Below are 12,626 nucleotides of genomic sequence, written 5' to 3'. Positions count from 1 at the left end.
CCTGATCGTCACCCGCAGCGCCCTGTACGAGGACCTCAAGCGCGTGTGCGACGCCTCCAGCGGCGCCACGAAGACCGCCTGCACCAGCACGGCGTGGACGTACTACCAGGCCGTCAAGGTCTTCGGCTGACGGGCTTTCCGCGCTCGCCGGAACAGCCTCCGACCGCGCCCGCATAATGTGCTGAGACATCCGATGTCTGGGCGACAGGGAGGCCGGTCATGGCAGTCACCGACGAGGCGATCGAGAAGATCAAGGGCATGATCGTCTCCGGTGCCCTGCGCCCGGGCGACCGGCTGCCGAAGGAAAGCGAACTCGCCGCCGAACTGGGCCTGTCCCGCAACTCGCTGCGGGAGGCCGTACGCGCCCTGTCGCTGATCCGGATCCTGGACGTGCGGCAGGGCGACGGCACCTACGTCACCAGCCTCGATCCCCAACTGCTGCTGGAGGCCATGAGCTTCGTCGTGGACTTCCACCGCGACGACACGGTCCTGGAGTTCCTCGCGGTGCGCCGGATCCTGGAGCCGGCCGCGACGGCGATGGCCGCCGTGCGCATCGACGAGCAGCAAGTGGACGCGCTGGCCGCCCAGTTGGACGCACTCGGGACCACGCCCTCGGTGGAGGAGCTGGTCGCCTGCGATCTGGAGTTCCACCGCAGCATCGTGCAGAGCGCCGGCAACTCGGTGCTGTGCTCGCTGCTGGACGGCCTGTCGGGGCCGACCACCCGGGCCCGGATCTGGCGGGGGCTCACCCAGGAGGACGCGGTCGCCCGCACGCTGCGTGAGCACCGGGCGATCCTCGCCGCGCTGCGCGACCGCGACGCGGAGGCGGCCCGCTCCTGGGCGACCGTGCACATCGCGAGCGTGGAGCAATGGCTGCGCAGCACGCTGTGACACCCCGTGAAGTCCCCTGCGGAACCGGTCGGTCACCTCGTTCACCGGCGGGGTGTTCCGAGGTGACGAACGGGGCAGTGATCCGTTCATCCCCCGGGCCGGGGGGCTGCGGGCGCCCCCGCCGGACGCCGTAAGGTGGGGACGTCAGGCGAGGGCACGTCGGAAGGAGGCACTGGGTGATCGAGCTGGAGGGGGTTCCCGAGCTGATCGACCCAGTCATGGTGGCCGCGTTCGAGGGCTGGAACGATGCCGGCGACGCCGCCTCCACGGCGGTCGCGCATCTGGAACGCGAGTGGAAGGGCGAGGTGTTCGCGGCGCTGGACGCCGAGGACTACTACGACTTCCAGGTGAACCGTCCCACGGTGTTCATGGACGGCGGAGTGCGCAAGATCACGTGGCCCACGACGAGGTTGTCGGTGGTCCGGGTCGGCGGCGACAAGCCGCGCGACCTGGTGCTGGTCCGCGGCATCGAGCCGTCCATGCGCTGGCGCTCGTTCTGCAACGAGCTGCTCAGCTTCGCGCACGAGCTGGGCGTGGAGCTGGTGGTCGTCCTGGGCGCCCTGCTCGGTGACACCCCGCACACGCGTCCGGTCCCGGTCAGCGGGGTCACCTCCGACCCGGACCTGGCCCAGCGGATGGACCTGGAGGAGACCAAGTACGAGGGCCCGACGGGCATCGTCGGGGTTCTGCAGGAGGCGTGCACGCACGCGGGCGTCCCCGCGGTCTCGCTGTGGGCGGCCGTGCCGCACTACGTCTCCCAGCCGCCCAACCCCAAGGCCACGCTGGCGCTGCTCAACCGGCTGGAGGACCTGCTGGACCTGCGGATTCCGCAGGGCGAGCTGCCCGAGGACGCGCGGGCCTGGCAGGTCGGCGTGGACCAGCTGGCCGCCGAGGACAGCGAGGTCGCCGAGTACGTGCAGACGCTGGAGGAGGCCCGGGACACCGCCGAGCTGCCGGAGGCGTCCGGCGAGGCGATCGCCCGCGAGTTCGAGCGCTACCTGCGGCGCCGGGACATCAGCCCGCCGGGCGGGCACGCGACGGCGGACGGCGGCGACACCTCGTACCTGCGGGACAGCCCGAGCGGCAGGACCCGTCCGCCGAAGCCGCCGAAGCCCGGAGCGTCCGGAACCGCGGAAGGCTCCTCGGAAGGTTTCCCCGAAGGCTCGGGCCAAGGGTCCTCCGCAGGCCCCTCGGGAAGAACCTCCGGAGATGCCCCGGACGGCTCCTCGGAGGGCTCCCCGGACGGCGGCGACGAGGACACGTCGGAGGACTGAGCAGCAAGAAGGGGCGGTTCCCCGGGTGGGAACCGCCCCTCTGTCACGTCCGGGCTACAGGGCCACGCCGAGCAGCGCGTCCACCGCCCGGCTCACGAGACCGGGAGCACCGGCATCGGTGCCGCCCTCCGCCTCCTGGCGGGCCGCCCAGCGGTCCACGGCGGCGAGCGCCGCGGGGGCATCCAGGTCGTCCGAGAGAGCCTCGCGGATCTCCTCGACGAGCGCGTCCGCGGACGGGCCGTCGGGCCGGGAGACGGCCGAGCGCCAGCGGCCGAGACGGGCCGTGGCGTCCTGCAGGACCTGGTCGGTCCACTCCCAGTCGGCGCGGTAGTGGTGGGAGAGCAGCGCCAGCCGGATCGCGGCCGGGTCGACGCCGTCGCGGCGCAGCCGGGAGACGAAGACGAGGTTGCCCTTGGACTTGGACATCTTCGCGCCGTCCAGGGCCACCATGCCGGCGTGCACATAGGCCTTGGCCATCGGGAACTCACCGGTGAGCACCTGGGCGTGCGAGGCACCCATCTCGTGGTGCGGGAAGGCCAGGTCGGAGCCGCCGCCCTGGACGTCGAAGCCCATGCCGAGATGGTCCAGCGCGATGGCCACGCACTCGATGTGCCAGCCGGGGCGTCCCCGGCCGAGGGAGGCGCCGTCCCAGCTGGGCTCGCCCTCGCGGGCCGCCATCCACAGCATCGGGTCGAGCGGGTTCTTCTTGCCCGGGCGGTCCGGGTCGCCGCCGCGCTCGGCGGACAGCAGCCGCATGGCGGCCGCGTCCAGGTTCGAGACCTGGCCGAAATGCGGGTCGGACTCGACGGAGAAGTAGATGTCGCCCTCCAGCTCGTAGGCCGCGCCGATCTCGCGCAGCCGCTCCACGAGCGGGACGATGCCGGGTATCGCCTCCACAGCACCTATGTAGTGCTGCGGCGGGAGCATCCTGAGGGCGGTCATGTCCTCGCGGAAGAGGGCCGTCTCCTTCTCGGCGAGGGCGACCCAGTCGACGCCGTCGCGCTCCGCGCGCTCCAGCAGCGGATCGTCGACGTCGGTGACGTTCTGGACGTAGTGAACCTGCCGCTTGGTGTCGAGCCACACGCGCTGAACGAGGTCGAACGCGTTGTAGGTCGCCGCGTGACCCAGGTGGGTCGCGTCGTACGGGGTGATGCCGCAGACGTAGATACGGGCGACGGGACCGGGGTCGAGGGTGACCGAACCGCCGGTCGCGGTGTCGTGGATCCTCAGGTCGCGGCCCTGACCAGGCAGGGCGGGGACCTCGGAAGCGGGCCAGGCATGCATGTACATGAGCCTAACCGGCCGCGAGCTGCGTATACGAACGGGATCGGACCGGATGACCGGTTGGGCCCTCTTGCGCGCCAGCCGGCGATGTGATCACACCGGCGGCCAGGGGATGGCCGGCCACTCGCCGCCCGGCTCCGGATGCCGGCCGGATGCGAGCAGCGCCTCGACCCGCGCGCGCGTGGCCTCGATCTCGGCCGCCGTGATCAGCCCGGCCAGCCGCCCGGCCAGCTCCCCGCCCTCGGCGAGGCCCTTGCGCAGCCCCTTGAGCACGTCGAGGGCCTCTGCCGTCAGCGGTTCCCCGGCCCAGCCCCACAGCAGGGTGCGCAGCTTGTCCTCGGCGTTGAACGTGACCCCGTGGTCGATGCCGTAGAGCCGTCCGTCCGTCGTGGGCAGCAGGTGGCCGCCCTTGCGGTCGGCGTTGTTGATCACGGCGTCCAGGACGGCGAGGCGGCGCAGCCGCTCGTCGTCGGCGTGCACGAGCAGCGCGGTGCGGCCCTCGCCGACCTCGGCGAAACCGACCGCCTTCCAGCCCGGCCCGGGCTCCTCGCCGTCCACCAGCGCGAGCAGCTCGGACTCGGGGTTCACGTCGATCCACAGCTGGCACATGCCCTCGCCGTACGGGCCGTCGCGCAGCACGGTCGGCGGGATCAGATCCCACCCGGTGGCTTCGGAGACCTCGTAGGCGGCCACCTCGCGGCCGGCCAGGGTGCCGTCGGGGAAGTCCCACAGGGGGCGCTCGCCGGCCACGGGCTTGTACACGCAGGAGGCTTCGCGGCCGTCGTGGGAGACCGTGCAGAACAGTGCCGCGTTGGACGCCTCGCGGATCCGGCCGCGCACGGCCAGCTCACCGCGGGCGAGCAGCTCCGCGGCGGCCGTGGCGGTCCCTGCGTCGGCTGCGGTCACGCTCCGCGGCGGTATCCGTTCTGGCGCGGACATACATGTCCTTCCGGATCGAGCGGGAGGCTGCACAGCGGGCACGGCGGCCGCCCGGCGTTGACGACGTCCAGGGCACGCTTGGCGAAGGCCCTGGCCTGCGCGCCGGTCAGCCGGACCCTGAGCATCGGGGGCCCGTTCTCCTCGTCCTGGAGCAGCCGCTCCTCGGCCTCGGCGAGGTCCTCCTCCGTGTCGGCCTCCAGCTCCACGAGGGCCTGCGCCTCCACGATCATGCGCTGTTCCTCACCGTCCCAGGCCAGAGCCATGGTCCCGACGCGGAACTCCTCCTCGACGGGGGTGTCCAGCGGGTCGGTGTCGGCGATCTCGGAGGGGGCCATCGCGGGGACGGCCGCGCTGCCGCCACTGCGCCGTACGACCTCGTCCAGCAGCTCGTCCATACGCTCGGCGAGGGCGGCGACCTGGGTCTTCTCCAGAGCCACGCTGGTCACCCGGGCGCCTGCGACGGCCTGGAGGAAGAACGTACGGCGTCCGGGCAGCCCGACCGTGCCGGCCACGAAGCGGTCCGGCGGATCGTAGAGGAACACCTGACGGGACACGTCCTGTCTCCATTGGATTCGAGAGTTGCTGCGGTGCGGGCCGTACGGGAAGGCGACCGTGCGGATCGCTTCACCCTACTGCGCCCGACGATCACGGTGCGCCCGCACCGCCCCCGACCGGTGCGTCTTCCCCCGGAGGTTCCTCGCGCGGGGCAAGAGAGGCGAAATCACCGGTGTCGCCGAGACGAACGAGAAACGGCCTCAGGCGGGTGTAGCGGATCGCGGTGACGGAACACGGCTCCACCGAGATCCGCTGGAACAGGTCGAGATGGAGTCCGAGGGCGTCCGCGACGAGCGACTTGATGATGTCGCCGTGCGAGCACATGAGGTAGACGGCGTCGGCGCCGTGGTCGCGCTCCACGCGCGCGTTCCATTCGCGTACGGCCTCGGCGGCGCGGGTCTGCATGGCCCGCATGGACTCGCCGCCCGGAAAGGCGGCGGCCGACGGGTGCGCCTGGACGACCTGCATCAGCGGCTCGTCCGTCAGCTCGGCGAGCTTGCGGCCGGACCAGTCGCCGTAATGGGCCTCCCCGATGCGCTCGTCGGTGTGGACGCGCAGCCCGGGCCGGGCGTCGAGCAGCGGCCGTACCGTCTCCTGGCAGCGCTGGAGGGGGCTGACGACCACCTCGGACAGGGGCAGCTCCCGCAGGCGTGCGGGCAGTGCGGCGGCCTGCGCGGCCCCGCGTTCGTCCAGGGCAACGCCGGGCGTCCACCCGGCGAGCACGCCCGAGGTGTTGGCGGTCGACCGTCCGTGCCGGACGAGGATCAGCGTGGGCATGCCGCCCAGGGTAAGCGCATCCCGTGCCGGAGCGGCGGGTACACACACATGAGCAGAAATGCGAGGGCGGCCGCGCGAAGGGAGAATGCGCTGCGTGATCGTGGACTGCGCCATCTACACCCACGGGCACCGGAGCGAGGGCCCGGAGGACTTGTCGGACGCGCTTGCCGAGGCGCGGGCGGCGGGCGGATTCATGTGGATCGGTCTGTACGAGCCCTCGGAGCGTGAGTTCGACCTGGTCACCGAGGAGTTCGGGCTGCATCCGCTGGCGGTCGAGGACGCCCTCAAGGCGCATCAGCGGCCCAAGCTGGAGATCTACGACGACTCGCTGTTCATGGTCCTCAAGCCGGTCGTGTACGAGCCCGAGAGCGACACCGTCTCCGCGGGCGAGGTCATGGTCTTCGTCGGCAACGCCTTCGTGGTGACCGTCCGGCACGGCGAGGGCGCGCCGCTGGCGGCCGTACGGCACCGTCTGGAGGAGGAGCCGGAGCTGCTGGTCAAGGGCCCCACCGCGGTGCTGTACGCGATCTCCGACGCCGTCGTGGACCACTATCTGGAGGTGGCGACGGAGCTGCAGACGGATCTGGAGGAGCTGGAGGCGGCGGTGTTCGAGCCGGGCAGCGGAGGCTCGCGCCACACCGCGTCCCGGATCTACACCTTCAAACGGCAGATCCTGGAGTTCCGGCGGGCCACCGGGCCGCTCGCGCTGCCGCTGACCCGGCTGGCGGGCACCGGCCCCTTCGGCGCCGCCGTGCCGTTCGTGGACGACAAGGCGCGGCCGTTCTTCCGGGACGTGAACGACCATCTCGCGCGCGTGAACGAGTCCGTGGAGGCCCTGGCCCGGCTGGTTTCGGACATCCTGTCGGCCCACCTGGCACAGATGAGCGTGCGGCAGAACGACGACATGCGGAAGATCTCGGCCTGGGCGGCCATGGCCGCGGTCCCCACGATGGTCGCGGGCATCTACGGCATGAACTTCGACCACATGCCCGAGCTGCACTGGCTGTGGTCCTACCCGACGGTGATCGTGGTGCTGGTGGCCCTGGAGGTGCTGCTGTACCGCCAGTTCAAGCGGCGCGGCTGGCTGTGAGGGCCGCTCAGGCGAACTCGGGGGCGGGGGTGGGGCCGCCGAGGGCGTTGCGGCGCTCGGGCATGCGCAGGGTCACCATGCGGCGCCAGCCGCTGAGGCGCTCATAGCCGTACACGGCGTGGATGCCTGCCACGAGCAGGGCGGACTTCGTCCTCGGCCAGCCGAGGACGCGGCCCATGCGGGCCATGACGGCGAGGCTGACGTCCCGGTGGACGCGGATCTCGGCGAGCACGCAGACGCGCAGGGTGTGCTGGATCAGCCGGCCGTGCCCGGCGGCGGCCAGACGCAGCAGTTCCTCGTGGGTGTAGGCGAGGTGGTTGTCCTCGTCGTGGGAGACCATGCGGACGGCCCTGCCGACCTCGGGGTGGTCGGCGAAGCGCGCGCGGAGCATCGTCATCTGGTCGGCGGCGCGCTGTTCGGTGACCCTGCTGTGCGAGAGGTAGACGACGATGTCGCGCACGGTGAGCGGCTCACTGCGCCGCAGCCGGTCGTGGGCGAGGCCGATGCCCCGGCGCTCCAGGAGCATCGCGTAGTCGGTCTCGGGCGGGACGGGGACGGGTTCCAGGCCGCGCTTCTTCATGAGGGCGTTGAAGATGCGCCCGTGCTTGTCCTCGTCGGCCCCGTGACGGGCGATCTTGGGGGCGAGGGCGCGTTCGCTCTGCGGCACGAGTGCGGCGATGCGCCCGTTCTCCCACCCGCCCTGGGACTCCCCGCCGGCGGCGATGGAGCAGAACAGCCGGAAGGACTCGTCGTCGTCGAGGATCTCCTGGAACAGACTCCTGGCCGGCAGCATGGAAGACCCCTCTCTGCCGCATTCCGCAGGGTTCCACGGAGAACGAGTCAAATGGGGACGGACAGGAGACGCAACAGCAGTGCGGTCCGGCTCGGCCGGCAGCAGGACGAACGGGTCGTAACCGAGCGGCGTCCGGCGCGTTGTCTCCCGTGACGGCCGTGGCGGGGAAGACCCCCGAGCCCCCACCACGGCCGCTGAAAACGTCCCGGTGCCGGCCGGGATCCTGCGGGCCTAGGCGAGCCCGGCAAGCTCCAGGGCCTCGCTGCCGGCCCGCAGGGAGGCGAGCCGCTCGTCGAGGGTGAATCCGGCGGGGGCCAGGCTGAGGGTCGTGACCCCGGCGGCGGCGTAGGCCTTCATCCGGTCGGCGATGCGCTCCACCGAGCCGAGCAGCGTGGTCTTGTCGATGAGGTCCTGCGGGATGGCGGCCGCGGCGCCCTGCTTGTCGCCGGACAGGTACATCTCCTGGATCTCGGCGGCCTGCTTCTCATAGCCCATGCGCCGGGCGAGCTGGTTGTAGAAGTTCTGCTTGGCGCTGCCCATGCCGCCCACGTAGAGGGCGGTGTAGGGGCGGAAGGTGTCGGCGAGCCGGGACACGTCCTTGTCGTCGCCGACCGCGAGCGGCAGGGTCGGGCAGATGTCGAACCCTTCGAGGGTCTTGCCGGCCTTCTCCCGCCCGGCGCGCAGGTGGCTGACCGTGGTCTCCTCCAGGTGCTCGGCGGAGGGGAAGATCACCAGCGCGCCGTCCGCGATCTCGCCGGTCTGCTCCAGGTTCTTCGGCCCGATGGCGGCGATGTAGAGCGGGATGTGCTCGCGCTCCGGGTGCACGGTCAGCCTGATCGGCTTGCCCGGGCCGCCGGGCAGCGGCAGCGTCCAGTGGGCGCCCTCGTACGACAGCCGCTCGCGCGTCATCGCCTTCCGCACGATCTCCACGTACTCGCGCGTGCGCGCCAGCGGCTTGTCGAACTTGACGCCGTACCAGCCCTCGGAGACCTGCGGTCCGGAGACGCCGAGACCGAGCCGGAAACGGCCCTTGGACAACGAGTCCAGCGTCGCCGCGGTCATCGCGGTCATCGCCGGCTGCCGGGCCGGGATCTGGAAGATGGCCGAGCCCACGTCGATGCGCTCCGTCTGGGCGGCGACCCAGCTCAGCACCGTGGCCGCGTCCGATCCGTACGCCTCGGCGGCCCAGCACACGGAGTAGCCCAGCCGCTCGGCCTCCTGCGCCACGGCCAGATTGTCCGCGTCCATCCCGGCACCCCAGTAGCCGAGGTTGATCCCGAGCTGCATGGCCGATTCCCCTTACTCACGAGTAACGTCCTTTGGCGGGAGACCTTAGCGCGGCGTCGGGGCCCTCGGGCAGAGCGCGGCCGGGATCAGGGTCCGTTCACCCGGTCGATCACCGTGACCGGAGTTATCCACAGGCAACCCACGGCACCAGTTCTGGCCAGTAATCTCGCGGTCATGGAGCAGAGGCATCTCGGCCGCACAGGCCTGCGCGTGTCCCGGATCGGACTCGGCACCCTCACCTGGGGCCGGGACACCGACGAGCACGCCGCCGCGGACATGCTGAAGGCGTTCTGGGAGGCCGGCGGAAACCTCGTCGACACCGCGGACGTATACGGCGACGGGGAGGCGGAGTATCTGCTCGGGCAGCTCATGGAAGGCCTGGTGCCGCGCCGGGACCTGGTCGTCTCCACCAAGGCGGGCAGCGTCCCCGATCCCGACCGCCGCTTCGACGGATCGCGCGGCCATCTGCTCGCCGCCCTCGACGCCTCCCTGGCCCGCCTCGGCACGGACTACGTCGACGTGTGGCACATACACGCCTTCGACCCCGGCACCCCGCTGGAGGAGACGCTCCAGGCGCTGGACCTGGCGGTCAGCAGCGGACGCGCACGGTATGCAGGAGTCTCCAACTTCTGCGGCTGGCAGCTGGCCAAGGCGGCCACCTGGCAGCTCGCCGCACCGGGCACCCGCACCCGGCTGGCCAGCACCCAGCTGGAGTACTCGCTGCTGCAGCGCGGCGTCGAGCGCGAGGTGCTGCCGGCCGCGCTCGACCTGGGCGTCGGCCTGCTGCCCTCCTCGCCGCTGGGCCGCGGTGTGCTGACCGGCAAGTACCGGCACAGCACTCCCCCGGACTCGCGCGGTGCCTCCGAGCACCTCGCGCCCTTCGTCGAGCCGTACCTGGACGACACGGCGAGCCGCATCGTCGACGCCGTGACGACGGCCGCCGACGGGCTCGCGGTCACCCCGCTCCAGGTGGCCCTCGCCTGGGTCCGGGACCGGCCCGGCGTGGCCGCCCCGATCATCGGCGCGCGCACCGCGCAGCAGCTCACGGCGGCTCTGTCAGTGGAGGCCCTTAGTCTTCCTGACGAGATCTGCCGGGCGCTCGACGACGTGTCGGCGCCGGTGCACCGCTATCCCGATCACGACTGGAGCACGCTGTGAGCACGGAGCCGGAGACCACGGAGGAAGCCGGGCCGCGGACCCCGGACGCCCCGGAGGTCCTGGAGGCCCAGGGACAGGAGACGGCGCCCGACGACAGCCGTGCGGCCGGAGCCGGGGCTGCGGAGAGCGCTGGTGACTCCGAAGGCGCCGACGGAGCCCGGGAAACCGCGGGCACCGAAGCGGCCGCGGGTACGGAGGGCACCGAAGCAGCCACGGGAGCGGAGGGCGCCACGGTCGCTGAAGGAGCCGCAGGTGCTGAAGGAGCCGCGGGAGCCGGGGGCACGGAGGGAGCCGTGGGGGCCACGGTCGCTGAAGGGGCCGAGGGTGCAGAGGGCTCCGAAGGAGCCGCGGATGCTGAAGGAGGCGCGGGCGACGGCTCCTCGCAGTTGTCCGAGGCTCAGGCCGAGTTGGCCGCGCAGCGGATCGAGCGGGAGCGGATCGAGCAGCGCAGGGCCGACAAGCAGGCCCCCATCGAGAGCGGTGCCGGGCTGAGCGGCAAGGCGGCCGACCTGCTCGCCGCGGTCCGGGCGGTGGAGAGCGGCCGGAAGCCGGCCGTCACGGTCTTCCGCGAGCCCGGGCCCGAGACCAAGCCCGAGGCTGTCCCTCGCCCCGTCGCCCCCGCGCCGGTACCCCGGCCGCAGCCCGCCCCCGTCCCCACCCCCGCCGCAGTCGCGCCCGCCGCCCTCGGCCCCGAGGCCGTCGAGGCCGTCCGGCGGGTCCTGGGCGAGGGCGGGGCACCCGAGACCCTGGCGCCCCAGGTGGCCGCGGCCCTCGGCGAGGGTGCGGCCACCGCGCTCCGGGAGGACCCCTGGCAGCTGCTGCGTGTCGCCGGTGTACGGCCGGAGCAGGCCGACGGATTCGCGCGAGCCCTGCTCGGGGCGGCATGCGGCCCTGACGACGAGCGGCGCGGCCGCGCGCTGACCGGCCGGCTGCTGGAGCAGGCGGCGCTCGCCGGGCACACCGCTCTGGAGCTGCCGGCGCTCACCGCGGCACTGGCCCAGCTGGGCGTGCCGGACCCGGACGCGGCCGTGCAGAGCACGCTCGCGGAGGGCGAGGCGCTGGCCTTCCAGGACGCTCTGGAAGAGCCGGGCGCGCCGCCGCCCGCGGGCGGCGGCGAGGAGGACGGGGACGAGGAGCCACCGGTCCGTGTCCTGGTCGGCCTGGAGCGCTATGCGCTCGCCGAGGAGAGCCTCGCCGACGGCCTGGCCCGCCTGCTCAACTCCTTGTCCCCCGAGGACGCCGAGCGGTGGGAGGCGGCCGCGGCCGGGGCGTCGGGCAGTGCCGCCGAGCTGGCCCGGGCCCTCGCGCAGAACGGCCTGGTGCTGCACACCGGCGGTGAGGCGTCCCGTCGCGAACCGGCCGCGCTGCTCGGCGCCGCCCGTGCCGCGGGCCTGCGTGCGTTCGCTGTCTGCCACACCCCCGACGGGTGCAGCCGCCTCACCGCGCTGCCGGGCGAGGAGGCCGGGGAGGGTGCCGCGGGCACGGTTGCGGGCCTGCTCGCCGGCGCCGAGGGGCCCGGACGGGACCCGGACGGCGCCCTGGACCTTGATCTGCTGATCGTGCTGGACGCCCCACAACTCGATGTGGAGAGCGCCGCGATGCTGGTGGAGGCGCTGCCCGACGGGGCACGGCTCGTGCTGAGCGGCGATGCGGCGGTGCTGTGGTCGGCCGGGCCCGGGCGGGTCTTCGCCGACCTGCTCGCCTCCCGTGCGTGCCCGCAGGTCGCTTCCCGCATCCCCGACCCCGGGCCGCTCGGCGAGCTGGTCTCGGGCATCGGCATCGGTGAGCTGAACCAGGTGGAGGCGCCCGGCAAGGAGATCGTCATCGTTCCGGTGCGGGACGCCGGAGAGGCGGTGCACCGGACCGTGCAGCTGGTCGCCGACTCGGTGCCGCGGGCGATCGGGGTGCCCCCCGAGCAGACCGTGGTGATCACACCGGGCCACGGGGGTGCCGCGGGCACCCGTGCGCTCAACGCCGCTCTCAAGGAACGCCTCAACCCCGGCCCCGGCCGCTTCGGCGGCTTCGACCCCGGCGACCGGATCGCCTACGCCCCCGCACCGGGCCGTTCGGTGCCGGGCCGGGTGGTGAACGCCGACGCCGACGGCCTGCACCTGCAGTGCGCGGGCGCCCCCGTCGTCGTGCCGCGGGAGCGGGTGGAGCAGTGCGTACGGCACGGCTGGGCGCTGACCGCGCACCAGGCGGTGGGCAGCCGCTGGCCGGCCGCGGTGGTGGTGCTTCCGGGCGACGCCGCCCAGACTCTCAGCAGACCGTGGGTGTACACGGCGTTCGGCCGCGCCGAGCGCCACCTCTCGGTGGTGCACGGTGTGGAGCAGGCCCTTCCCAAGGCGGTGGCGGAGGTGCCGGCCAGGCCCCGCACGACGCGTCTGCAGACGCTGCTGCGCACCCAGGTTCCGGCCGGAGGCTGACTCCTCCCCCGCGGTGGGGGGGGGGGGGGGGGGGCCGCCCCCCCCCCCCCCCCCCCCCCCCCCCCCCCCGCCCCCCCGCCCCCCCCCCCCCCCCCCCCCCCCCCGGGCGCGCGCGCGCCGCGCGCCGCGCAGACGCCCGTCAGTTCCTTGGC

Annotated in this window: 11 protein-coding genes and 1 pseudogene; 6 read left to right on the top strand and 6 right to left on the bottom strand. The window is 73.0% G+C overall.

The features are described 5' to 3' along the window. Nucleotides 1-16 precede the first annotated feature (16 nt). The 3 genes and pseudogenes from ACFZCP_RS13575 to ACFZCP_RS13565 all read left to right on the top strand — a co-directional run. Nucleotides 17-130: pseudogene (locus ACFZCP_RS13575) on the top strand (phospholipase A2); the annotation flags it as partial. A gap of 89 nt (nt 131-219) precedes the next feature. After that, nucleotides 220-891, top strand: a complete 672-nt coding sequence (locus ACFZCP_RS13570; protein ID WP_391426944.1) for an FCD domain-containing protein — start codon at nt 220-222, stop codon at nt 889-891. A 176-nt stretch (nt 892-1,067) separates the two neighbouring features. After that, nucleotides 1,068-2,165, top strand: coding sequence for a PAC2 family protein (locus ACFZCP_RS13565; protein WP_362697973.1), 1,098 nt, complete (start codon nt 1,068-1,070; stop codon nt 2,163-2,165). Between the two features lie 54 nt (nt 2,166-2,219). On the opposite strand, the gene mshC is transcribed toward ACFZCP_RS13565, so the two are convergent. The 4 genes from mshC to ACFZCP_RS13545 all read right to left on the bottom strand — a co-directional run bounded on the left by mshC (nt 2,220) and on the right by ACFZCP_RS13545 (nt 5,720). Continuing rightward, nucleotides 2,220-3,449, bottom strand: a complete 1,230-nt coding sequence (gene mshC, locus ACFZCP_RS13560) for a cysteine--1-D-myo-inosityl 2-amino-2-deoxy-alpha-D-glucopyranoside ligase (protein WP_391426941.1) — start codon at nt 3,447-3,449, stop codon at nt 2,220-2,222. Between the two features lie 93 nt (nt 3,450-3,542). Next, nucleotides 3,543-4,388, bottom strand: a complete 846-nt coding sequence (locus tag ACFZCP_RS13555) for an SCO1664 family protein (protein ID WP_391426939.1) — start codon at nt 4,386-4,388, stop codon at nt 3,543-3,545. Beyond that, a complete protein-coding gene (locus tag ACFZCP_RS13550; RefSeq protein ID WP_362697982.1) occupies nt 4,352-4,942 on the bottom strand; it encodes a DUF3090 domain-containing protein in 591 nt (196 codons plus the stop codon). The genes ACFZCP_RS13555 and ACFZCP_RS13550 overlap by 37 nt, the downstream gene beginning before the upstream one ends. A gap of 91 nt (nt 4,943-5,033) precedes the next feature. Beyond that, entirely contained in the window at nt 5,034-5,720 is a 687-nt protein-coding gene (locus ACFZCP_RS13545; RefSeq protein ID WP_362697985.1) for a histidine phosphatase family protein, read from the bottom strand. A 94-nt stretch (nt 5,721-5,814) separates the two neighbouring features. On the opposite strand from ACFZCP_RS13545, the gene corA reads away from it, so the two are divergent. Next, nucleotides 5,815-6,810 (top strand): magnesium/cobalt transporter CorA, encoded by a 996-nt coding sequence (corA, locus tag ACFZCP_RS13540; protein WP_391426936.1) that lies wholly within the window; start codon nt 5,815-5,817, stop codon nt 6,808-6,810. A gap of 7 nt (nt 6,811-6,817) precedes the next feature. Here corA and ACFZCP_RS13535 read toward each other — a convergent pair whose 3' ends face one another. Then, nucleotides 6,818-7,603: a ferritin-like domain-containing protein gene (locus ACFZCP_RS13535; RefSeq protein WP_391426934.1), complete on the bottom strand. Its 786-nt coding sequence runs from the start codon at nt 7,601-7,603 to the stop codon at nt 6,818-6,820. Between the two features lie 231 nt (nt 7,604-7,834). After that, complete coding sequence (locus ACFZCP_RS13530) at nt 7,835-8,890, bottom strand: LLM class F420-dependent oxidoreductase (RefSeq protein WP_391426932.1); 1,056 nt, start codon at nt 8,888-8,890, stop codon at nt 7,835-7,837. A 174-nt stretch (nt 8,891-9,064) separates the two neighbouring features. On the opposite strand from ACFZCP_RS13530, the gene ACFZCP_RS13525 reads away from it, so the two are divergent. Together ACFZCP_RS13525 and ACFZCP_RS13520 are read left to right on the top strand one after the other, a co-directional pair. Further along, on the top strand, nt 9,065-10,048 hold the full coding sequence (locus tag ACFZCP_RS13525; protein WP_362697997.1) for an aldo/keto reductase: 984 nt from the start codon (nt 9,065-9,067) through the stop codon (nt 10,046-10,048). Next, nucleotides 10,045-12,474 carry a helix-hairpin-helix domain-containing protein gene (locus tag ACFZCP_RS13520; RefSeq protein ID WP_391426930.1) on the top strand — a complete coding sequence of 810 codons (2,430 nt, stop codon included), beginning with the start codon at nt 10,045-10,047 and terminating at the stop codon, nt 12,472-12,474. The genes ACFZCP_RS13525 and ACFZCP_RS13520 overlap by 4 nt, the downstream gene beginning before the upstream one ends. The last annotated feature ends 152 nt before the right edge of the window (nt 12,475-12,626 follow it).

The organism is Streptomyces sp. NPDC007971 (assembly GCF_042958635.1).
Lineage (GTDB): Bacteria > Actinomycetota > Actinomycetes > Streptomycetales > Streptomycetaceae > Streptomyces.
Note: the sequence above shows the minus strand (reverse complement) of the source record. Positions and strands in the feature narration are given on the sequence as shown.